17 protein-coding genes are annotated in these 22071 nt (G+C 67.3%); 7 read left to right on the top strand and 10 right to left on the bottom strand.

The annotated features are described in order from the left end of the window. Positions 1-293 precede the first annotated feature (293 nt). The 4 genes from ACSMXX_RS28790 to ACSMXX_RS28775 all read right to left on the bottom strand — a co-directional run bounded on the left by ACSMXX_RS28790 (position 294) and on the right by ACSMXX_RS28775 (position 5496). Entirely contained in the window at positions 294-557 is a 264-nt protein-coding gene (locus ACSMXX_RS28790) for a helix-turn-helix transcriptional regulator (protein WP_473181586.1), read from the bottom strand. A 1046-nt stretch (positions 558-1603) separates the two neighbouring features. Next, positions 1604-2548 carry an NADP-dependent oxidoreductase gene (locus ACSMXX_RS28785; protein WP_473181585.1) on the bottom strand — a complete coding sequence of 315 codons (945 nt, stop codon included), beginning with the start codon at positions 2546-2548 and terminating at the stop codon, positions 1604-1606. Positions 2549-2568: 20 nt separating this feature from the next. Beyond that, complete coding sequence (locus ACSMXX_RS28780; RefSeq protein ID WP_473181584.1) at positions 2569-3993, bottom strand: MmgE/PrpD family protein; 1425 nt, start codon at positions 3991-3993, stop codon at positions 2569-2571. A 96-nt stretch (positions 3994-4089) separates the two neighbouring features. Then, on the bottom strand, positions 4090-5496 hold the full coding sequence (locus ACSMXX_RS28775; RefSeq protein ID WP_473181583.1) for an MFS transporter: 1407 nt from the start codon (positions 5494-5496) through the stop codon (positions 4090-4092). 307 nt (positions 5497-5803) lie between these two features. On the opposite strand from ACSMXX_RS28775, the gene ACSMXX_RS28770 reads away from it, so the two are divergent. The 4 genes from ACSMXX_RS28770 (at position 5804) to ACSMXX_RS28755 (ending at position 9044) form a co-directional block, all read left to right on the top strand. Continuing rightward, a complete protein-coding gene (locus ACSMXX_RS28770; protein WP_473181582.1) occupies positions 5804-5977 on the top strand; it encodes a hypothetical protein in 174 nt (57 codons plus the stop codon). Positions 5978-6144: 167 nt separating this feature from the next. Continuing rightward, positions 6145-7479: an MFS transporter gene (locus ACSMXX_RS28765; RefSeq protein WP_473181581.1), complete on the top strand. Its 1335-nt coding sequence runs from the start codon at positions 6145-6147 to the stop codon at positions 7477-7479. Positions 7480-7509: 30 nt separating this feature from the next. Further along, positions 7510-8316, top strand: coding sequence for an N-acyl homoserine lactonase family protein (locus ACSMXX_RS28760; RefSeq protein ID WP_473181580.1), 807 nt, complete (start codon positions 7510-7512; stop codon positions 8314-8316). Between the two features lie 146 nt (positions 8317-8462). Next, a complete protein-coding gene (locus ACSMXX_RS28755; RefSeq protein WP_473181579.1) occupies positions 8463-9044 on the top strand; it encodes an MBL fold metallo-hydrolase in 582 nt (193 codons plus the stop codon). A 443-nt stretch (positions 9045-9487) separates the two neighbouring features. Here the strand turns inward: ACSMXX_RS28755 and ACSMXX_RS28750 are convergent, their stop codons facing one another. Together ACSMXX_RS28750 and ACSMXX_RS28745 are read right to left on the bottom strand one after the other, a co-directional pair. Next, positions 9488-10675, bottom strand: a complete 1188-nt coding sequence (locus ACSMXX_RS28750; protein ID WP_473181578.1) for a CaiB/BaiF CoA transferase family protein — start codon at positions 10673-10675, stop codon at positions 9488-9490. A gap of 355 nt (positions 10676-11030) precedes the next feature. Next, positions 11031-12224, bottom strand: coding sequence for a CaiB/BaiF CoA transferase family protein (locus ACSMXX_RS28745; RefSeq protein WP_473181577.1), 1194 nt, complete (start codon positions 12222-12224; stop codon positions 11031-11033). Between the two features lie 424 nt (positions 12225-12648). Between ACSMXX_RS28745 and ACSMXX_RS28740 the strand changes: the two genes are divergently transcribed. Beyond that, positions 12649-14064, top strand: coding sequence for an aldehyde dehydrogenase family protein (locus tag ACSMXX_RS28740; protein ID WP_473181576.1), 1416 nt, complete (start codon positions 12649-12651; stop codon positions 14062-14064). Between the two features lie 49 nt (positions 14065-14113). Next, positions 14114-15130 carry an NAD(P)-dependent alcohol dehydrogenase gene (locus tag ACSMXX_RS28735; protein ID WP_473181575.1) on the top strand — a complete coding sequence of 339 codons (1017 nt, stop codon included), beginning with the start codon at positions 14114-14116 and terminating at the stop codon, positions 15128-15130. Between the two features lie 186 nt (positions 15131-15316). On the opposite strand, the gene ACSMXX_RS28730 is transcribed toward ACSMXX_RS28735, so the two are convergent. Genes ACSMXX_RS28730 through ACSMXX_RS28720 form a run of 3 tightly spaced genes read right to left on the bottom strand, consistent with a single transcriptional unit; the run spans position 15317 to position 19112 of the window. After that, positions 15317-16921 carry a class I adenylate-forming enzyme family protein gene (locus ACSMXX_RS28730; protein WP_473181574.1) on the bottom strand — a complete coding sequence of 535 codons (1605 nt, stop codon included), beginning with the start codon at positions 16919-16921 and terminating at the stop codon, positions 15317-15319. A 47-nt stretch (positions 16922-16968) separates the two neighbouring features. After that, positions 16969-17718 (bottom strand): N-acyl homoserine lactonase family protein, encoded by a 750-nt coding sequence (locus tag ACSMXX_RS28725; RefSeq protein ID WP_473181573.1) that lies wholly within the window; start codon positions 17716-17718, stop codon positions 16969-16971. Then, entirely contained in the window at positions 17715-19112 is a 1398-nt protein-coding gene (locus ACSMXX_RS28720) for an MFS transporter (protein ID WP_473181572.1), read from the bottom strand. The genes ACSMXX_RS28725 and ACSMXX_RS28720 overlap by 4 nt, the downstream gene beginning before the upstream one ends. A 745-nt stretch (positions 19113-19857) precedes the next feature. Between ACSMXX_RS28720 and ACSMXX_RS28715 the strand changes: the two genes are divergently transcribed. Beyond that, positions 19858-21342, top strand: a complete 1485-nt coding sequence (locus ACSMXX_RS28715; RefSeq protein WP_473181571.1) for an aldehyde dehydrogenase family protein — start codon at positions 19858-19860, stop codon at positions 21340-21342. Here ACSMXX_RS28715 and ACSMXX_RS28710 read toward each other — a convergent pair. After that, on the bottom strand, positions 21303-21881 hold the full coding sequence (locus tag ACSMXX_RS28710) for a 2,3-bisphosphoglycerate-dependent phosphoglycerate mutase (RefSeq protein WP_473185019.1): 579 nt from the start codon (positions 21879-21881) through the stop codon (positions 21303-21305). The two genes, ACSMXX_RS28715 and ACSMXX_RS28710, sit on opposite strands and share 40 nt — an antisense overlap. Positions 21882-22071: the final 190 nt, after the last annotated feature.

The raw sequence follows: 22071 nt of genomic DNA, 5'->3' as shown, positions 1-22071 counted from the left end.
GCGCCTTTGAGGTGGCGCACACGCAAGACCCGGCAGTCCGGCGCTGCCCAGCACATGGGATCGCTGCTCACGCGCCCCTGACAGCACACAACCGGGCTGCAAGATCTGTCTTGCATGGGTGAAGGTGACAGCCCACACGCGGTCACTGTCGCGACTCAGCCGTCGTATCACTCTCACGCAGCACGAGGAGGGCTCACGTGTTCCCCTAAGCGAGCACGTGTTCGCATCTGGTCATCACTTCGGGCAGAACTATCTGCCTCGCGGCCGACGGCGAACGGCTGCAACGGGCCCCGCTAGTCGACCGGCGGCATGGGGGCCGGATGACCGTCACAGAGATGGGACAGCAGGGCGCCCACCGGAGAACCAAGGGCGTGGGCGAGTGCGTGCCAGGTCTTAAGGGTGCCGATGGTGCGGCCTTGCTCGATCTCGATGAGTGTGCGCCTGGCCAGGCCGCTGCGCTCGGCAAGCTCGTCGTAGGTCCAGCCGCGTTCCGCCCGCAAGCGCGAGAGCTCCAAGCGCATGGCTTCGAGGTCCGGCTCGGGCGGGAAGATCGTCACTCAGTAATCGGACGGTGCAGACCCCTGCCCTGTCAGTGCAGAGTTCTGCCCTATCTGACACGGCTTCAGTCGTCTTCCCTATAGGGCAGGAGTCTGCACTACAGTGCCGCCGTCCCGCTGGTAGCCGCAGCGCAGGCTCGCCCGACGAAGGAAGGTGACCGGTGACCGTCGCAGCGCCGGCCTCAGTGACACCGCCACCCCGTGTGTGGACTGTCGAGGTTCTTCCGAATCGTGCTTCGACGAGATTGAGATGCACTAGTTGCGGCCCGCTCCAAATCCCCGTGGGAGCAGCAGGGATCCGTCAGGGAGCGCTGAGGCACCTGGCCGAACACGCACGCCGGAACTGGCTACCGCCTCATCTGCGTACCTGTCGGTGCAGGGAGGGTGGCTGCCGCTGGCATGGCCGACATCGCGGTTGCGGAGGAGACATCCTGCTCGCCCTGACCCAGTGCGCACACTCGTGGCGCCTTGCAGATGCGTGCCGCGAATGTGCGACGGTCACGAGCGCCACCGCCCGCGTCGACGAGCCACATGTCCCCTCTCACCCAGCGCCGTGCTCTGTCCCTGCGCAGATCGTGCCCTGGGATGCCGATGAGCCGGACGCGTGGTGGTCGATCCCCGAGGTAGACGAGCGCACGGAGACGGGGTGCTAGCGCGACGTGGGCTGCGGCGACCGTTGCTTGGTCCTGGCGCATGCCAATGCGTCAAGTCGGCCCAGCTCCCATGGCTCGATGAGCTTCGGGATGTACCGCTGCGGCACCGTGCTGCCCTGGGTGATCATCTTGAACGTCCATCTATCAGCGATGCACCGATCTCGAACGTCTCGTCCGTGCGCGGTGCAGCGACATCGACGAGTGTCAGGGTGCCGCGGGATCGACAACGCTCCTGCCACGGCAGCGGGCGGGTCCGGCACCGCGGTCCTACCCAGAGCGCGACGTGCGAGCTGACGTTCACACACGCAAGCCCACGCGTTTTTGACACCACCGATTCGCGATCCATGAATCCCGTGGGCCTGCCCGTGACGATCTCCCTGGTGAATGGCCGGCTCAATCACCGAACTTAAGAACGAGCCTGCCACGGGTGCCTCCCGCCGCCAGCCTTCGGTGAGCGTCGGCAGCACGTCGCGCGGGATAGGTCGCCGCCACCCGCAAGGTCAGTTGGCCCCGCTCGGCCAGTGCACGGAGCTCGTCGAGCTTGTCCCGCTCGGTGATGTATTCGCGAACGCGGACGGGGTGGAAGGTGATGCCTCGCGCCGGATTGCCGGTGTAGTAGCGCAAGGTCGCGATGCGCCCGCCGTCGCGGACCGCGCCGATGACCTTGTCGTCGAGTAGCGCGCCGTCGGCGAGCCCGTCGACCCCATGCGGCACGGCGTCGCGGATTCGCTCCGCCACATCGTCGCCGCGCTCGACGACGACATCCGCGCCGAGCTCGCGGACCAGTTCCCGGTCCTTCGGGGCCGCATCGGCGAGCACCCGCAGTCCCTGCACCTTTGCCAGTTGGATCACGTAGCCGCCGTACGTGCCCGCGGCCCCGGTCACGGCGAGGGTCTGCCCCGGGCGCAGACCCAGCAGATCGAGCGTCATCCGCGCGGTGAGCCCGTTCATCGGCAATGTCGACGCGGCGGCGTCATCGAAACCTGCAGGGGTCCGCACCACGGATTCGGCGGGCAACACGACCTGTTCCGAGTAGGCGCCGTGAGTGCCGCGCGGGAAGACGATGCCCATCACGCGATCACCGACGGCCAGGTCCGTCTCCGTGTCCGGACCGATCTCTTCGAGCACCCCGGCAACGTCCATCCCGACCACGTACGGCTTCGGTGCGCCGCGCATCTCCTCAGCACTGAATCCGCTGCGCCGCAGGGTGTCGGTCGGGTTCACAGCAGCGGCCCGCACCCGCACCCGCACCTCGCCCGGGCCGGGTTCCGGCTCAGGCAGCTCGACCTCGCGAAGTACCGCTGGGCCGCCGAACTCTGTGAACCCGATCGCTTTCATCGTCACCCCTTGCGAGCCCTTCAGTTGCCTGTCCCCTCGAACGGGAGCTCGAGGAAGATGCTGACGTCGGGCGCGTCTTCCAGCCCCACGATGGTGGCCACGATCTCCTCGGTCGTGTCGGAGGAGATCTTGACCGCACTCGCCTCGACGCATCGGTGGAACTTGGCCACGATGTCCTCCAAGCTCAGCGGGTTGTCCGGGTGCCCGAGGGGGTGCTCCGACTGCGTCCGGGCAATGCGTCCGTCGTCGTGCTCGATTTCGACGATCCCGACGCCGTAGCCGTTGGCGCCGCGTTGCAGCGTCGGATCGACGCTGAATTCGACCTTCCTTGCCAGCTCAATCGCCGCCGCGTCGCCCAGTTCTTCGGGCGCGAAGTCCTGGATGGAGATCGTGCCGTGACGAAGCAGCTTCCCGATGAGGAAGGGAATGCTGACCTTCGCGTCGATGCTGCGCGTCGGTGCGGCGCGAACCTCAATCGGTGCGCATTGGTGCGGGAGCAGGTCACTGCAACCGGTGATTCGAATTTTCGCAATGCGCTCGGGCGCGACCGAACCGCTGCGGCGCAGCTCGTCGAGGGCCGTGAGGAAAAGCTGGGGATGCCCGGCGCACGGCCATGGTTTGAACGAGGTGAGCGGACCGAGTAGCTCCGTTCCGCGGATGAATGCCGGGTCGTACTCGCCGCCGAAGAACTGCCCGAAATACCCGTACTGCCCCTCGAGACTCTCGTCGTCACCAGGCAGGCCCTCTCGGGCGAGCAGCGCCGACAGCGCCCCGGCCCGCGCGTTGATGCCCTCGCGCACCGCCCGGTAGGCGGAGCCGGGCCGGGCCAGGGCCTGCATGGTCCCCGAGGTCTGATGAAGAGCCAGCCCGAGACTGTTCTGGATCCGCTCGGCGTCGAGGCCCAGCAACGACGAAGTCGTCATCGCCGCGCCCAGCACGCCGGGGATGGACGGGAGCCACCCGTGATCGGAGATCGGCCGTCGCAGGGCCTGGGCGAGACGGATCACCATGTCCTGGCCGAGCGCCACCGCCGTGATCAGGCGGCGGCCGTCGACCGGCCCTTCGGCATGAGCCACGGGCAGCGCCGCGGTCACCGCTGGGGCCGACGGGTGGGAGTACCCGGCCACGTCGTCGAAGTCGAGGGTGTGGGCGAGCGATCCGAGCCAGAGGATCGAGTCGAGAGCAGGCATCCGGCGGCCGAGCGTCGGGGTCGGCACATCGCCCGGGGCGGCCGCCACATCGAGGAACCCGCGGACCGGGTCCAGGTAGCCGGGCGATCCACCCGTCGCAGCGAGGCACACGCCGAGCGTGTCGAGGATGCCCCACTTCGCAGCCGTCACTGCCGCATCCGGCATGTCCTCGAAGGTCAGGCTCGCAGCGGTTCGGGCGAGGTGCGCGCTCGCGTCCTCAGCACCGCGGTGCATCCCGCGGGAGTGGTCCGCCATGGATCCGTCCTTCTCTCGTGAGGGACGCCTGCGCGCAGTCCGTGGCGCCGAGGTCCCGTGTCTTCGAATCGCTCGAGCTGAGTCGCTGCGCAGATGTCAGCCGTCCACGACCTTCTCCCGCGTGGACACCTGGGCGTGTGATGCCCCAGTGCCGACAGCTCCTTCGGCGGCGGGCTCGTCGGCTCGGGCGGCCGGGCGGGGATCACTGGCCCGGGACCGCAGGTCGAACACGACGCCACCCACGATGAACGCCGCGGAGAGGACGAAGAGAAGGGAGACACCCCACGTGTCGTGAGTCGGAGAGGCCTGAACCAGGGCGAGCGCCGTGACCGGCGCGAGCCCGCCCGCGATCGCGCCGCCGACCCCCATGCCGGTGCTGATGCCGGAGTTCCGAGCCTCCACCGGGAACTGCTGGGCGAAGTATGCGCCGTACGCAGCGAACATGGTCGGTGCGGCGATTCCGGTGCCGACGACCAGGGCGATGCAGATCAGCACGGTGTTCCCGGTGTCCAGCAACAAGAAGAACGGGAAGGAGAACGCGGCCACGAAGATCCCGCCGCCGAGCACGACCCGCCAGGCGCCCCATCGGTCCGCCAGCCGTCCGCCGATCGGGACCACCAGGACCGCAGTGCCAGTCGCCACCGCGACGCCGAGGGAACCGACGCTCGCATCGACGTGGCGGTAGGTGGTCAGGTAGGCCAGCGAGAAGGTCTTGAACAGGTAGCCGGCACCGTTGTAGCCGAAGTACACGAACGTGGTGATCAGCAGTCCACGCCAGTGCTTCCGGAGCAGGTTCCGCAGCGGGGACTTGTCCCGGATGATCACGTCGTTGGCGGCAGCATCCCTGAATTCGGGAGTTTCGGGCATCCGGGCCCGCACCCAGAGGCCCAGTCCCACCAGGACGAAGCTGGCGACGAACGGGATTCGCCATCCGATGCCGTACAGGAACTCGTCACTGGTGGTGGCGAGGATCGCGACGACGATCGACGCGGCGAACAACCCGATGTTCGACCCGAGCGCCGGCCACGAGGCCTGCCGGCCCTTCCGATTCGGATCGGCGTACTCATAGGACACGGCCATGGCGCTCGACGTTTCCGCTCCGGCACCGAGCCCCTGCAGGAGACGCAGGACAACCAGGATGATCGGAGCCGCCGTTCCGATGGCCGCGTACGACGGAAGCAGGCCGATCAGGCCTGACGACACACCCATCAGGACGAAGGTCAGCATCAGGACCGTCTTCCGGCCGATGCGGTCGCCGACTGCCCCCAGGACGATCGCGCCGAACGGGCGGGCCACAAAGCCCACCCCGAAGGTGGCCAACGACGCGAGGGTGCCACTCGCCGGATCGAAGTTCGCGAAGAAGATCCGATTGAAGATCAGCGCCGACATCGACGCGAAGAGCATGAAGTCGAACCACTCGAGAGCAGATCCGACGACGACAGCCGAGCGCACTCGGCGCTGTATCTTCCCGCGGGCTGTCCCGCTGGTCTCGATGTCCGGCATGGCGTCTCCCTTGACTCCTGCGATCAGTTCGTCGTCCCACCCAGCATCAGGTGGCAGCGCGCCCTCACCTGCGATTTCCGTGCTGAGGGATCTCCCACTTGGCTAGTGGTGTTCGTATATACGATTTCTAGATCGTATTTGAGAATTCGTGGAAAGTATCGGCGCCTGCAGGCGGTGTCAAGGGTTCAAACAACGCAGCTTCGCCTCCTCCGGGCCGCCGGCCTTCCGCTCGCCTGGACCGCGTACGGGAGCGCCCACATCCCCCGGGAGCACGCTCACCCCGGACGCACAGCCGACCTTCCACGAAGTGGCACTGCGTCAGAGGCCGGACCGCACACGCATTCAATCGGGGATCTCCCGGGGCAAGGCGCACTTCCTGGCCCGGAAGATCGCGGAGGCCGAACCGCGGGTCACCCACACCGGCGTGACGGCCCACTCCTTCCCCGTGGCCCCTGTCCAGCCCGAGTGCGACCCCAGGTGAGCCGCGGGCTGACGTGCAGGCCGAGCAGTCATCCCTCTTGACAGCCTTTTCAGGAGGCTCCTAGCTTGACCTAAATCAGAACTGGAGTTCATATATACGGACGACACTCACCTGTTGCCTGCTGCACTCAGGCGTGCCGTCAACGACGACGGAGAGGGAGGAGTCACATGGTCAAAGCTGTGCCTCCGGTCGTGACCGGCAGAGAAGCCGACGTGGTCCCTTCCCGGAAGCCTCCCAGTCGCAGGCGGGTCGTCGTCGCGGGCATGGTCGGCACCGTCGTGGAGTACTTCGACTTCCTCGTCTACGCGACCGTCTCCGGCTTGGTCTTCGGCGACCTCTTCTTTCCCAGCGGTAACGACTTCGTCGGCACGATGCTGGTCTGGTCGACCTTCGCCGTGGGCTTCTTGGTCCGCCCGCTCGGCGGGATCGTCTTCGGCCACTTCGGCGACAAGATCGGCCGCAGCCGCATCCTGTTCATCACCCTCACGATGATGGGTGCCGCGACCACGGCCATCGGCCTGCTGCCCACGTACGACCAGATCGGTGTGACCGCCCCGGTCCTCCTCATCCTGATGCGGGTCATCCAGGGGCTCGGGGTCGGCGGTGAGTACGGTGGCGCCGCGCTGATGGTCGTCGAGCACACCCACGGCTCCGGCAGGCGGGGACTCTTCGGCGCTCTGACCAGCGCCAGCTCCTCACTGGGTTTCCTGGCGGCCTCCGGGCTCATGGCCGTGCTCACCGCTGTCACCACGGAAGAGCAGTTCTCGGGGTGGGCCTGGCGGCTGCCGTTCCTGGTGAGTTCCGCTCTCCTGGCCGTGGGTTTCTACGTCCGTTACCGCCTCGGCGAGACGCCGGTGATGGCGGAGGCGCTGGAGCGCGAGAAGACGGTACGGCGGCCCCTGGTCGAACTCTTCCGGACACATCCGTGCCAGGTGCTGATCGCCCTCGGCGCCCCTTTCGGACTCTTTGCCGCGTACTACGTCATTCTCGTGTTCAGCATCCCCTTCGCTGTACGGGAAGGGGACTCCAGCGAGTCATTTCTGCTGGCGATGTCGACCGTCGCGCAGGCCCTCTACATCTGTTCCGTGATCTTCGGCGGATATCTCTCGGACCGTCGGGGCCGCCGCTTCCCGCTCATGGCGGGAGCCGTTGGCCTTGCACTGTGGGGCTTCGCCTTCTTCCCCCTCCTGCTCGCCGGCGGAACACTCGGTGTTCTCGTCGCCTTCGTCGTCGCTCTGTTCTTCCTCGGGCTGATCTTCGGTCCGATGGCGGCGTATCTGGCCGAGCTGTTCGGCACCGGTGTGCGACTGACCGGCCTCTCCTTCGGTTACCAGGTCAGCGCCGCTCTCGCCGGAGGTCTCTCCCCGTTGCTGGCCACCTATCTGGTGCACGCGACGGACTCATGGATCCCGGTGGCCGGCCTGGTGTCGGTCGCCCTGGTGATCACTTTCATCGCAGTCCTCTTCAGCCCCGACCGGACCAATACCGACCTCCGCCCATAGGACCGCCCTGGACCGAAAGGAGAACAGAACATGTCGGAAGACATCAGGGAGGTCTACGCGCTGCGGTACGCGGCCCGTCCGGAGTGCATGTCGAGTGAGGTGTTCTACCGCTACGACCTCTACGGCGAGCCCGACGCCGCCGTGGGCATGGACTACTTCTTCTGGCTGGTCCGCTCCGGAAACCGGACCACGGTCGTGGACTGCGGATTCAGCGAAGAGACGGCCGCAGTCCGCAACCGGCGTGTCGACACCGCTCCGTCCGAGCTGCTCTCCCGCACAGGCACGGACCCGGCTTCGGTGGATCACGTGATCCTCACGCACATGCACTTCGACCACGTCGGCAACACAGGCCTGTTCCCCAACGCCACGTTCCACATGGCCGGCGCGGAATACGCGTACTGGACGGGCCGCCACCGGGACCGGCCGGCGTTCTCGTGGCCCGTCGAGTCCGCCGAGGTACGTCAGTTGGAAACGCTGCGGCGCGAGGAGCGGCTGCACCTGACTGGAGAGAGCGAGGAGTTGGTGAAGGGGATACGTGCCACCCGCTTCCCCGGTCACACGCCCGGCCAGATAGTCACCGAGGTGAGCGTGGACGACAAGCAGATCGTCCTGGCCTCTGACGCCATGCATCACTACACCGAGATCGAACGCGACAGGCCCTTCTACCTCTTCACGGACATCGAGGCGATGCTGGACTCCTACCAGGCACTGCGTGACCTGGACGCCCGTCCGAACACCGATGTCGTCCCAGGGCACGACCCGGCAGTGACAGCGCGGTACGCCGAAGTGGCGAAGGACTGCTTCGACCTCACCTCGCCCGTGGGGGCGCGTCCGTAACTCGGCTGCCACTCTGACCCGACTCCAAGTCCCCGTCCCTACAACGAACCACGAGAGCCATGCCAATGCCGCCACCCCAGCGTCCGCACCCTGCGGCTTACAGCCGCCCGGAAGAGCGGCCGACCCGCCGCGTCGAGGGTTTCGCGGTGGCATCAGGGGCTTGGGCGACGGCGATCCCCTTTCCCAGTCCGCTGGCCTACTCCTATTCGTACGCACTGCGCTATCCCGACGGGATTGTCGTCGTCGACCTTGGCTGGGACTCCGACGAGGCCTGGCAGGCTTTCCTCGACGGCCTGTCGCGAGCGGGTGCGGCGTTGGACGAGGTCGTCGGGGTGGTGATCACCCACGCCCATCCGGACCACTTCGGACTCGCCCCTCGTATCCGTGAGCACACCTCGGCATGGATCGGCGCGCATCCGAATGAACGGGTCCAGATCGGAGTCGACTTCGGCGAGCGACAGCAGCGACTTCGCGAAATCGGGGCGTGGCTGAGGGACTGTGGCGTGCCGATGCCGCTGCTCGCTGAATTGGACGATGAACTCCGCGCCCTCGACGCGGTGTTGCCGACGGTCGAACCGGATGTGGAACTCGCAGACGGGGTCGCCGTACCCGGTACCGGAGGAGCCCTGGTGCCCCTGCACACCCCAGGTCACACAGACGGGCATCTGTGTTTCCACGAGCGTGAGCGGAACCTGGTGCTGACGGTGACCACGTCCTTCCGAAGGTGACGCCGAATGTCGCTCGCCGCCCCGGTTCTGGCCCGTACCCGCTGAGGGAGTACCTGGCCTCGTTGGACGGGTTGCGGCACCTGCCCGGCTCCGCCCTGGTGCTGCCGGGTCACGAGTGGCCCTTCGACCGCTTGTCCCTCCGCATCGACGCCCTGCATCAGCATCACCGCGAGCGACTCGTGGAGATCGAGCAAGCGGTCGAGCAGGGATGCGACACGGTGTGGAAGGTCGCCGAGGAGGTCTCGTGGGCCAGGCCGTTCTCAACGCTGACCCCCCGGTCGCTGAGATCGGCTCTTGGCGAAACCTCCTCACACTTGACCCACTTGGCCGCGGACGGCCGAATCCGGTACGCACGCGGGCGTCCTGAACGATGGACCGCTGCTCAGGAACAGCGTCCCTCGACGTCAGCCAAGAACCACTGACGGCAGGCCGAGGACTGCTGCTTAAATGACTCCGGATGCCCGCAGCCTGGCGATGTCCTGGACCGACATTCCCAGCTCGTCGAGGACTTCGTCAGTGTCAGCACCGATGTCACCGGAGCGCCTCGGCTCGACCATCGGTGAGTCCGACAGGAAGAGCGGGCTGCCCAGGGTCATGAACGTGCCCTGCTCGTCGGTGACGTTGCGCAGTACCCCGCGGGCGCGGACGTGGGGGTCTTCGAGCAGTTCCGGCAAGGTCACCACCGGAGCGCACGGGACCTTCAGATCCGTGAGCATGCGGGTGAGTTCGTTCTTGGGGTAGGTGCTCGTCCACCGCTCGACGATCGCGTCGACCTCGTCCATGTGGTCGCAGCGGCCACTCATAGTGGCGAACCTTGGATCGTCGGCGGCCGGGTCGCCCATCAGCTCACAGAGCCGCTGCCAGTGCGATTCAGTTGGGCACAGCAGGGCTATCCAGCCATCGCTTGTCCGATAGGCGTTGTACGGCGCTACGGCCAACGCACCGTGGCGGTTGCCGGTGCGTTCCGGGCTCTTCGCCGTGCTGCTGCTGATGAGGCCGGCGATGTTCGAGGTCAAGGAGGGCAGGATGGCGTCCTGCAGCGAGATCTCGACGTGTTGGCCGCGGCCGGTGCGGGTGCGCTGGAACAGCGCGGCCAGTACCCCGGCGATCATGTGCGTGCCCGCCATGAAGTCGACCACGGAGGGGCCGGTGCGGACGGGGGTGCCGTCTTCGAATCCGGTGGTGCTCATGATCGCTGTGCGGGCCTGGATGGTGAGGTCCATGGCGGATTCGCCGGCGTAGGGGCCGAAGGAGCCGAAGCCGCTGCCCGACGCCATGATCAGACCGGGGTTGATCTCGCTGAGCTCGTCGTAGCCGAGCCCGAAGCGGTCCATCGCTCCGGGGGAGAGGTTCTGCACGAGCACGTCGGCGTTGCGGACGAGGTCGCGCAGCACTTCCTGCCCGGCGGGGTTGGCCAGGTCGAGGCGGATGTTGCGCTTGCCGGAGTTGAGGAAGCGGAACTGGATGGGGTAGCCGTCCTCATCGACGGTGGGCAGCCGCCGGTACGGATCGCCCTGGGGTGCCTCGATCTTGATGACGTCCGCGCCCAGGCGGGCCATCAGCATCGTGCAGTACGGGCCGAAGTAGAACTGTCCGAGACAGATCACCTTCACGCCCTCGAGCGCGGTCATCCAGGCCCACCGTCACTTCCGTTGTCGTCGATGGGGGCGAGCATCGCCGTGTCGCGCAGCTGAACGGGCAAGTCGTGGGAGCACCGGGGAAGAGAGCGCATTCGGTTCGTAATTACGATTACCGGTGCGCATTTACAGTCGGAGGCTATGAGTGGGCTCCTGCAGTGTCAATATCAGGCGCGGCAGGAGGATGGTGCCGCTGTCGCGAGGTCACCGCCGCGACGTCGACAAGAAGCGGCCTGGTGCGCCAACTGGCAGCCAGCAGCCCGGTACTGGCACGGCCCCGTCCCCTGCGGCGCCCTGCAGGAGAGCGGGACCGTGCGGCTCGATTCGGCGGGCGGGCGCGCCACAGTGCCTACCGGATCGCCCCCTCCGCCCGTAGCGTCCGCAGGTCGTCGTCCGTGAAGCCCCAGTCGGCCAGGGCCTCCTGGGTGTGCTGCCCCGGCGCGGGAGGCACGGTACGAAGGGTCGGCCGGGTCCGCCCGAACCGCGGCGCGGGCGCAGGCTGCGTGATTCCGTCCAGGCTCGTGAAGCCGTCGCGGGCCCGGTGGTGCGGGTGCGTGGCGACCTCTCCGAGGGCCAGGACGGGCGAGAAACACCCGTCGACGTCGGCGAGCAGTTCGGTCCACTCGTCGCGGGTCCGCGTAGAGAACACCGCTTCGAGTCGGCGACGCAGCTCGGGCCAGTCAGTGCGGTCAACTGTCGATACCGGCATGGCGATGCCGTCGAGGTCCACGCCGACAGCGTCGAAGAGTGCCCATTGAAACTTCGGCTCGATGGCACCGATCGCGACGTACTTGTGGTCGCTGGTCTCGTAGACGTTGTAGAAGGGGGCGCCTGAGTCGACGTAGTTCGTGCCCCGTTCATCGTTCCAGGTGCCCATCAGCCGACGTCCGTGGAAGAGGGTCATGAGCAGCGACGCCCCGTCCACCATGGCCGTGTCGACGACTTGTCCCAGTCCGGAGCGGCGTGCCTCCAGCACGGCACACACGATGCCGAAAGCCAGCATCATCCCGCCGCCGGCGTAGTCGCCGAGCAGATTGAGGGGGATCGTGGGCGGCCCGCCCGCGTGCCCGATCGGCTCCAGCGCTCCGGCGAGGGCGATGTAGTTGATGTCGTGGCCGGCCTTCTGGGCGAGCGGGCCGGTTTGCCCCCAACCGGTCGCACGCCCGTAGACGATCCCGGGGTTGCGTTCCAGGCAGGCGTCCGGGCCGATCCCGAGACGTTCAGCGACCCCTGGCCTGTACCCCTCATAGATGGCGTCGGCCTCTTCGACGAGGCGCAGAACGACCTCTGGGCCCTGTGCGTGCTTGAGGTCGACGATCACGGACCGCCGTCCGCGGTTGTACAGCTCCAGACGATGGTCGGGCGCCTGCGGCCTTTCGGCAGGGTCCGGACGGTCGATGCGCAGGATCTCGGCGCCCATGTCCGCCAGCAACATGCCCGCGAAGGGCCCCGGTCCCCGCCCGGCGACCTCGATGATCCGTATCCCGGCGAGCGGCCCAGAGTCGCTCTGCGCGAAGCTCCCGCTCGCTGGCCCCTTCGGCATCGTCGTCTCCTCACTGGGCCGCACCACATCTGCGGCGCTCAGGTCTTAGATCTTGTCGAAACGAATCCGCACCGGGACATCGCGCCTGCGTTCACCAACGCGCCCTCGTTGTCGAACGCCTGGCTCGCCGTCAGGGGGCTGGATCATTCAACTCAGCGTGGCGAGCGAACCTCCGCCGCTGTCGCATATATGAACTAGCGATCGCATAGACGGCGCTAGTTGAAGCTAGGCGGGCGGACGTCGCCTGTCAATGGACGTGGAGATCGCAACGACGCGAGCCCTGCCGCCCGAGCCAGCAGGTGCATTGACCGGGCCAGTCAACGGTTGTAGCGTCGTGAATCGTCATACGGGACAGTAGTTCGTATATGCGTTCACGCGATATCGCTCGTTGCGATCTCGGAGTGCTCGCACAAGGGAGCCAGCCGTGATCGAGCAGGACATGATCTTCATCGACGGCAAATGGGTCAACTCGGCAGGGACCGACCGGTTGACCGTGGTCAACCCAGCGACCGAGGAGCAGATCGCGACGGTGCCGCGGGGGCACATCGATGATGTCGACCGCGCCGCAAAGGCTGCCGCGCAGGCATTTGAATCTTGGTCGCGGTCGTCGCCGGCGGAGCGGACGGCTGTGCTCACTCGCATCGCCGACATCCTCGAGGCGAAGGCCGAGGAGCTGACGCGCTCGACCGTGAGCGAGATCGGCACGCCGATCACGCTCGCTCGCAGTTCCCACGTCGCCGCCCCCATCAACGACCTGCGTATCGCCGCGGCGAGCATCAAGGACATCCTCTGGGAGGAGCGGTTCGACGACACGATCGTGCGGCGCATCCCCGCGGGTGTGGCGGGCGCGATCACCCCGTGGAACGGCCCCATGCGGATGGTGGCACTCAAGGCGGGCGCAGCATTGGCTGCGGGATGCACCATGGTGCTCAAGGGCACGGAGGTCGCACCGCTGAGCTCATTCGTCTTCGCGAAGGCCACCGCCGAGGCGGGCCTTCCGGACGGCGTGTTCAACTTGGTCAGCGGAACAGGCCCGGAGATCGGTGAGGCTCTCGCGGCCCATCCGCTCGTCGACATCGTGTCGCTGACCGGGTCGGTGCGCGCAGGCAGCCGGGTGATGGAGCTCGCATCGAAGTCGGTCAAGCGCGTGGCGCTGGAGCTCGGCGGCAAGTCCGCCAACGTCATCCTCGAAGACGCTGATCTGGAGAAGGCCGTAACGGACGGGCTCACCGACGCCTTCCGCAACGCCGGCCAGGTCTGCGGGGGCCTGTCGCGGACGCTAGTCCCGCGGTCCCGGCTGGCCGAGGCCGAGGAGATCGCCGCGGCGAAGGCCGGGAGTTTCGTCATCGGCGACCCCTTCGATGAGGCGACGACCCTGGGGCCGGTTGTCTCCGACGTCCAGCGCGAGCGCGTGCGTCGGTTCATCCGGACCGGCATCGATGAAGGGATGCGGCTGGTTGCGGGAGGCCCGGACGCGCCCGAGCACCTCGACCGTGGCTACTACGTGCGGCCGACTGTGTTCAGTGGCACCAACAACGACACGTTGGCGCGGCAGGAGGTCTTCGGCCCGGTCAACGTCATCATCCCCTTCGACGATGCGGACGACGCCGTCGCCATCGCCAACGACTCCGACTACGGACTCGCCGGCGGCGTCTGGTCCGCCGACCCCGAACGAGCTCGCGACGTTGGGCGGCGGCTCCGCACCGGGCGTGTGCGCATCAACGGCGCCCCCATCGACATGCGTGCCCCACACGGCGGTCTGAAGCTCTCGGGCGTCGGCCGCGAGATGGGCCGGTACGGAATCGAGGAGTACCTCGAGTACCAGTCCCTCATCAGCTGACGCCCCGAAACGAGAGGTAACCAGCGTGATCACCGCACAAGCCCGAGCCATGGCAGGTCCGACAGCGCCGTTCACCACGATCACCATCGAGCGCCGCGACGTCGGGCCGAATGACGTGCTGCTCGACATCGCCTACTCCGGCGTCTGCCACACCGATGTCCACCACGCCCGGGCGGAGTTCGGGCACACCCGCTATCCGATCGTTCCCGGCCACGAGATCGCGGGCCGGGTCCGCGAAGTCGGGTCCGCCGTCTCCGGCCTCGCTGTCGGCGACCACGTCGGTGTCGGTTGCCTGGTCGACTCATGCCGGACCTGCTCCGCCTGCGGGGCGGGGCAGGAGTCGTACTGCCGACACGGCAAGGTGCTGACCTACAACGGCGTTGATCCGGACGGGACCACCACGCTGGGCGGCTACAGCGAACTCGTCGTCGTCGACCAACGGTTCGTCGCCCGCATCCCAGAAGCCTTGCCCCTGGAGGCCGCGGCCCCACTGCTCTGCGCAGGCATCACGATGTACCAGCCGCTGCGCTACTGGGGCGCGGGACCAGGCACCCGGGTCGGCATCCTCGGGTTCGGCGGGCTCGGCCACATCGGTGTGCAGATCTCTCACGCCCTCGGCTCACACACGACGGTCCTCGAACTCACCGAGGACCGCCGGGCCGACGCCGAACGCCTCGGCGCCGACGACTACCGGACGACCGGCGACCTGGAGCCGCTGCGGGACTCCTTCGATCTCATCGTCTCGACCGTCCCGACGAACTACGATCTCTCCGCTCATCTCGACCTGCTCGACTTCAACGGCACCCTCGTCAACCTGGGAGTGCCCGATGAGCCCCTGCGTATCGACCCGTACACGCTGTTGACCAACCGCCGGACGCTGGCGGGGTCGATGAGTGGTGGCATGCCGCAGACCCAGGAGATGCTCGACTTCTGCGCAGAGAACGGCATCAAGGCCGAGACCGAGGTCATCGCCGCGAAGGAACTCGACGAGGTCTATGACCGGCTCACATCCGGAGATGTGCGGTACCGGTTCGTTCTTGACGCCGCGACCATCGCCGAGGCCTGACGCAGAGAAGAACCCACACCGGGTGGCACACCCGGTGTGGGACTACGGCTTGACGCCGGATCGAGGGACGCTCGCCGTCAAGGACGTAGCAGAACGGGCCCTGTTCGACGCGCACGCCCGTGTGGATGTGGCGAGCCTCGGAAGACGACTCGCCACCACCCGTTGGAGAGGCGCTTGCGCGACGCCTCAGCTGTCGGGGCGATGGAGTTGTGCGGCGGACTCGGCGATGAACTCCGCCTCGAGCGCAGGCTTGTCGACCTTCTCCGAGCCCAGCACCGGCAGCTCGTCGGTCTGGAACCGCCAACGGGTCGGTACGGCGAAGGACGCCAGGTTCGAGCGGAGTGCAGCGACGACGTACTCCTCGAGGTCCGGCCGAAAGGCTGTGGGCCCGTCAACCACCACGATGGCTGCGACCTCCTCACCCAGGTCAGGATGGGGAAGGCCGATCACTGCGGCGTCGAGGACACCGTCCACGCCAACGAGAGCGCGCTCGACGGCCAGCGGCGCGATGTTCTCGCCACCACGCAGGATGAGGTCCTTGCTGCGGCCGGTGACCCAGAGATAGCCGTCCTCGTCGATGTGCCCGAGGTCGCCGGTGTGCAGCCAGCCCTCGGAGTCGATGGGGCTCGCCTGCTCGTCGTAGTAGCCGAGCATCTGGGAGGCCGCGCGGATCAGCACCTCGCCCTCCCCTTCGGGTGTCCGGTCACCCAAGGAGATCTCAACGGTGGGCAACGGCAGGCCGCAACAACCGGGGCGGTCGCGGGTGTCGCGTCCGCTGGCTGCGGTGGCCTGCCCACCGTTCTCGGTCAGCCCGTACCCGGTGGCGACGCGCGCCTGGACGGAAGGGAGTTCGTCACGGATGCGCTGGTACAGGGTCGGGTGGGCGGGGGCGCCTCCCAAGGTCAGGGACCTGAGGCTGCTGAGATCGACCGGCCGGACCGCCTGCGCGTCGAGGAGCCTGCTGACCATGGTCGGGACAGCACTCCAGCGGGTGATGTCGTGTGCCGCGATGAGGTCCATCGCCGCGTTCGGGTCGAACTTGCCTTCTGGGAACACCAGGGTCTCGCCGACGACGACTCCACGCACAAGCGTCTGTGCGCCACCCACGTGGAACAGGGGTCCCGTGTGCAGAGCGACGCTAGGTGCTGCGCCGTCGAGTTCCTGCGGAAGTCGTTTGGTGATGCGCAGCAGCGAATGCAGTCCGGAGATGATCGAGCGGTGCGAGAGCACGGCTGCCTTGGGAGAACCGGTGCTGCCCGAGGTGAAGAGGATCAGGGCCGGCTCGTTCTCATCGTCGGATTCGGGGCGCTCCGGCAGCGGGCCGTCGATCACATCGGCCATCGGCCACGGCGCGGTCGGGCTCCCGGCGGGGAGCTTGCGCTCCAGACGGGGATCGACGATCACGGACAGCGGGTTGAGCTGCTCGAAGGCGTGCTCCATCTCGCGGCTGCTCCACCAGGCGTTGACCAGCACGGGGACGGCGCCCAGCCACCAGGTGGCCCAGAGGTTCACCACCCAGTCCGGGCTGTTCCAGCCGAGCAGTGCGACCCGGTCCCCGCGGCCGATCCCATGCTGCTGCAGCTGCGCCGCCTTGCGACGAACCGTCGCGACCAGGTCGCAGAAGTCGAGCCGCACGTCGCCCTGCATCATGTGGGCCCGGCCCGCCCAACGGTCGGCGTGGTCCAGCAGAGACTCCACCCGCCGCGCACGCGGCTCATACATGCGATACGGCACGCCGCCGACGTGCTCGACGGTGACCTCACGTCCCCAGGACGCAATAGGGGCGCTCATCGCCTTCTCCTCCAGCAGTCGGGCTAGTCGGACCGCGTCGCGCGCGCTCATCGGAAGAAGCGGCGCTCGACCACGAGTGGGTCGTGGCTCGGGATCACTTCGCAGCCCAACTTCTCGATTCGGCCGATGCTGTGCTCGTAGGCGACGATGTCGGTGAAGAATCCGGACGGGATGCGGCCGGCCTCCGCGTCGCCGGCCCAGTTCTCATACAGGTCGACGCAGTCGCCCGCGATCAGGTATCGCTTGGGCCCGGCCTCGACCAGGACACCTTGCGAACCTGGTGTGTGGCCCGGCAGCGCGACCAGCGAGACTCCCGGCGCCAACTCCGCGTCTCCCTCGACCGCATCGATACGGTCCTCGGCCCGTCGCCAGGCAGCTGTCAGCTCCGGGACGTCCTCGAACTGGCGGCGGTGCCACACCACAGGGTTGCGGGCGTAGTCGATCTCGCTCTGCTGCACAGCGATGCGTGCGTTCGGGAACAGGTGGTTGTTCGAACTGTGGTCCCAGTGCAGGTGGGTGTTGACGACCAGCCGCACGTCCTCGGGATCGATGCCCAACGCCCGCACCGCTGTGTCGGGACGCTCCTCAGGTGTCTGCTCCATCCTGATGCGGTGATGCTTCCACGCCCGGTCGAGGTCGGCCCCTGTGTCGACGATCACCGGTGCGCCTCCGCCCTCGATCACGAACATGATCAGGGGGATGTCCATCGCCTCGCCCCAACCCCGCAGGTAGGTGAGCGACGGCTTGTGCAGGCCGAAGACGCGGCCGACGGACAGGGCCGTGATCGTGAGCGTCACGCTGCGTCCCCCCTGGCCGGGGACACCTCGACGAGTTCACGGTCACGGGTCTCCCGCAGGGCCAGCGTGCAGCCCAACCCGATCAGGCAGTAGACGGCCAGGAACACTCCGAACACGAAGCCGCCGTACGTGCCGATGATGCTGGCAGCCACCAGGGGCGGAATGGCTCCCCCGAGGACGCCGGCAAGGCTGTAGGAAAGGCCGGCTGCGGTGTAGCGGTAGCGGGTCTGGAACAGCTCGGAAAGGAAGGACCCCGCGACACCGAAGCCGACGCCTGCGATCGCGAAGGTCACCGACATGCCGATCCAGAAGGCGGTGAGTGAGGCGGTGTCCAGCAGCGGGAACAGCGCCAGAGCCCATGGGACGCCGAGGACGTTCGCCACCAGAAGTACCTGTCGGCGGCCGAACCGGTCGGACAGGATGCCGCCGGCGATGATGGCCACGCAGTTGATGACGTTGCCGAACATGCCGGCCAGCAGTACCTCGGGCCGCGTGAGTCCGAGCGTGGCGGTGCCGTAGTTGGTGAGGTACGCGATCCCGATATAGCCGAGCGAGAAGGCCATCACGAGCGCACCCGCTCCGAGCAGGATCTCCTTCCATTGGTTCGCGAAGGCCTCCTTGAACGGCAAGCCGCCCGCGGTGCGGCGCTGCTTCGCCTCGGCCTCGAAGGCCGGGGTCTCCTCTGTCTTGAGGCGCACGTAAAGACCCACGACAACGAGAAGGATGCTGAGCAGGAACGGAACGCGCCATCCCCAGGCGACGAAGGTCTTGTCGCTCATGTACAGGGCTGCCACCAGGAACGTTCCCAGAGCAAGGATGTTCGCGAACGCGCCGCCGAGATTGGTGAACATCGCCCAGAAGCCACGGCGGTCCTTCGGTGAGTGCTCGGAAGTGAACAGGGCTGCGCCAGCCCACTCGCCACCAGCGGCCAGCCCCTGTGCGATGCGCAACAGGACCAGTGCGATGGGCGCAACGATCCCGATGCTCGCTGCGGTGGGCAGCAGACCGATGAGTACGGTCGCGGCTCCCATCATCGTCATCGTGGCGATGAGGGTGCGCTTGCGCCCGAGGCGGTCACCGAAGTGCCCGAACACCAGTGAACCGAGCGGGCGCGCGACGAACGCGACGCCCAGGGTCGCGAAGGACACAACGGTCCCTGCTTGCTCCCCGAGGACGGGGAAGAAGGCGTTGGCGAAGACCAGCGCTGCTGCTGTGCCGTAGATGCCGAAGTCATAGAACTCGATGACGGTGCCCATGAAGCTGGCCAGAGCCACTTTGCGCATCTTCCGCGGCGCAGGGGACGTCCCTGCTGCCGAGGCCCCTGCGGCCGGACCGGGGCTTGTGGACCCGGGTCCGTCGATCGCGAAACCCTCCGGCGGGTTCTGTGTGGTCATCGGACCAGCTCCTCGAATACTCGTCGTTGAGAGGGGCGAGGCTGACAGCCGGGCAATCCCGTCCGTCGTCGTGCACAGCCGACGCCGTTGACCGGTTCCAAGGGATCCGGGCCGACGACAGCGAGTTCTTCGGAATGCCCACTGACCCGGTCCCGGGTAGGTGCCCCCGGGCGGTTCGGAGTCGGTCGGCACCGTCCTCGGCCTCCGGGCTCCCGGGCCGACGGGTGATGAGGGACGCCAACTCAGGCATTCATGGGTTCGCATATACGAACTTGAATTTGAAATCAGGAACTTTTGCGGCAACGTAGCCGCGTTACTCACGACCAGTCAATAGCCTGTGCGCTGCCCGTTTTGCACGGAGTGAGGATCGAGGACCCAGGCGTTGACACTGCGTCGACGCGAATGCAAGGATTCGTAATAACGATCTATCGTTCTGATTTCAGAACCACTCGATGGGTGAAGGGCCCACGTCGGCTACGGAGATTCGCGTGATGCTCTGCCGGTGCCGGCGAACCTCTGCCAACCTGCCGCCACTCGCTTCCTGCGGTAGATCCGGGTCTCACTCGAGCGACCCGCAGAGCCTGCCGGTGGCCGGTTGCTGGTGGTGATGCACGGGCTCAGCAGCACAGCGCTGTTGGACTGTGCCTTCGCGCCGACTCGCGGGTCCCGTCACGCCTGGGAAAACGATCACAGGCGTGGGCCCTCGGGTTCTGGCCGCTAGGACTTCGGAAGGTTGGCGACAGAGATGTCCGTACCGACAACTGACTGGCCCCGACTGCTCCCGCTCGGGGACGACCCCGTCGCCATGCTCATCGATGGGGAGTGGACGAGCGCGTCGGCCTCCACGACTCCGGTGTTCAACCCCAGCACGGGCCACCGCCTGGCGACTGCCGCTGACGGCGGTGCCCCGGCTGTGGATCAGGCAGTCGCGGCGGCCCGGCGCGCGTTCCAGGAAGAACGATGGCGCCGGCTCTCAAGTCCTGAGCGCGGCGAAGTACTCTGGCGCGTCGCCGCGCTCATGCGCGAGCAGCTGGACGGCTTGGCACAGCTGGAAAGCCTCAACCTGGGTCTGCCGGTCGCCCAGGCCAAGAGCATGGTGCTCGAGGCCAGTGCGCAGTTCCGCTACTACGCCGGGTGGGCCGACAAGATCCACGGTCGCACGGTGGACCTCGGTCCGGGCGACCGCCGGATCCAGGGCTACACGCTGCGCGAACCGATAGGCGTAGCAGGCCTCATCACCCCGTGGAACGCGCCGCTCAGCATGGCGGCCAAGAAGCTTGCGCCCGCGCTCGCCGCAGGCTGCTCGTGTGTGCTCAAGCCGGCGGAGGAGACGCCGCTGACCTCGCTGTGGCTCGGGCGGATCCTGCTCGACGCGGGCGTGCCCGCAGGCGTGGTGAACGTCGTCACCGGTGTCGGTGAGCACGCCGGCGCCGCCCTCGCGGCGCACGCCGACGTCGATACGGTGTCGTTCACTGGATCGACCGAGGTCGGCAGGCTCATAGTCCAGGCGGCCACCGGCAACATGAAGAAGCTGTCGCTCGAACTCGGTGGCAAGTCCCCGGTCATCGTGTTCGAGGATGCCGATCTGAGCGCCGCCATACCGGGCGCCGCGTCAGCGGTCTTCTGGAACACCGGTCAGGTGTGCGCCGCCGGAACGCGGCTCTTCGTCCACGAATCGGTCTTCGACGAAGTCGTTCGCGGCGTCGCTCAGGCGGGTCGCTCGATGCGGATCGGCCCCGGCTCGGATCCGAATGCAGACCTAGGTCCGCTGATCTCGCAGAAGCAACTCGACCGGGTCGTCGGATACGTCGACAGCGGCGTGAAGGACGGCGCTCACGTCGTCAGTGGAGGAGGCCGGGTCGGGGACGAGGGCTACTTCTTCGAGCCCACCGTCTTCGTGGATGTCGACCAGTCCATGACGGTCATGCGGGAGGAGATCTTCGGGCCGGTGCTGGGTGTGATGCCGTTCTCCGACCCCGACGAGGCAGTCACGCTGGCGAACGACAGCTCGTACGGCCTGGCCTCGAGTGTCTGGACCCAGGACGGCGCACTGGCCCACTCGGTCGCCCGGCGACTTCGCGCAGGACGGGTCGGGATCAACGTCCACCGTGCAGGTGGGGTTCACATGCCGGCCGGCGGCTACCGTCAGTCGGGCTGGGGCCGCGAGAGCGGTCCCGAGGCATTGGAGAACTACCTCGAGACCAAGTCTGTGGTCTCGCAGCTGGCTTGATGTCCCGCAAGGGCAACGCGCTGCTGCGGTACCCCGCAGACATGTCCGCCTGAGATGCCCTTTGCCGATCGAAGACTCCCGGCTGGGCGGCGTTGCCGCCCAGCCGTGCCGCGGGGCGAAGCATCATCCAAGACGGCTCGATAGCGCTCGTCGCGCCTTCGATTGGCGCGAGCGCGATGATCGGCCGGAGGCGGAGCGACGTTGTACGAGCGCCGCCAGGCCATGAGCGCCTCTTCGCCGAACTGAGCCTGTACGTCCTCGCGTCTTCGACCGTCGAGCGCCCCGTACTGCCGTTCGTTGAGGCGCCAGGTGCGACGGACGGGGATCCAGTGTCGGTCGGCGACGTCGAGGGCGATGTCGGCGGTCGAGATCGCACGGCGCGGCAGGGAGGTGTGGACGACGCCCGGCACGAGGCCCGCGTCGGCGAGCAGTCTGCCGCTTGCGGCGGCTTCCTTGTATCCGGCATCGGACAACGGGATGTCGGCCCAGCCCGCGAACCTGCGGCGGCGTTCCAGATGCTCTCGCCGTGTCGAAAGCAGTATCAGCGTTGGCGTGGCGTTGAACTGCCGCTCCTTTCAACTCCCGCACCCTGATCGAATGGCACTGTTGGCGTCGACACCTGACGGCAAGCCGGGCGGGGGCGCGAGAAGAAGGACTGGACTACGACCTATGGGGCGCACGCAGGTGCGCAGCCGGCCTCGGCCGGCTGCGCACCTCCTGCCCGCAAGA

It is taken from the genome of Streptomyces sp. DSM 116795 (assembly GCF_055792905.1).
Note: the sequence above shows the minus strand (reverse complement) of the source record. Positions and strands in the feature narration are given on the sequence as shown.

Excerpts from the sequence above, each read along its gene's own strand:
- ACSMXX_RS28775 (WP_473181583.1), bottom strand. The coding sequence starts at position 5,496 with ATGCCGGACATCGAGACCAGCGGGACAGCCCGCGGGAAGATACAGCGC.
- ACSMXX_RS28720 (WP_473181572.1), bottom strand. The coding sequence starts at position 19,112 with ATGACCACACAGAACCCGCCGGAGGGTTTCGCGATCGACGGACCCGGG.
- ACSMXX_RS28760 (WP_473181580.1), top strand. The coding sequence starts at position 7,510 with ATGTCGGAAGACATCAGGGAGGTCTACGCGCTGCGGTACGCGGCCCGT.
- ACSMXX_RS28730 (WP_473181574.1), bottom strand. The coding sequence starts at position 16,921 with ATGAGCGCCCCTATTGCGTCCTGGGGACGTGAGGTCACCGTCGAGCAC.
- ACSMXX_RS28785 (WP_473181585.1), bottom strand. The coding sequence starts at position 2,548 with ATGAAAGCGATCGGGTTCACAGAGTTCGGCGGCCCAGCGGTACTTCGC.
- ACSMXX_RS28715 (WP_473181571.1), top strand. The coding sequence starts at position 19,858 with ATGTCCGTACCGACAACTGACTGGCCCCGACTGCTCCCGCTCGGGGAC.
- ACSMXX_RS28780 (WP_473181584.1), bottom strand. The coding sequence starts at position 3,993 with ATGGCGGACCACTCCCGCGGGATGCACCGCGGTGCTGAGGACGCGAGC.
- ACSMXX_RS28745 (WP_473181577.1), bottom strand. The coding sequence starts at position 12,224 with ATGCCGAAGGGGCCAGCGAGCGGGAGCTTCGCGCAGAGCGACTCTGGG.
- ACSMXX_RS28765 (WP_473181581.1), top strand. The coding sequence starts at position 6,145 with ATGGTCAAAGCTGTGCCTCCGGTCGTGACCGGCAGAGAAGCCGACGTG.
- ACSMXX_RS28750 (WP_473181578.1), bottom strand. The coding sequence starts at position 10,675 with ATGACCGCGCTCGAGGGCGTGAAGGTGATCTGTCTCGGACAGTTCTAC.
- ACSMXX_RS28735 (WP_473181575.1), top strand. The coding sequence starts at position 14,114 with ATGGCAGGTCCGACAGCGCCGTTCACCACGATCACCATCGAGCGCCGC.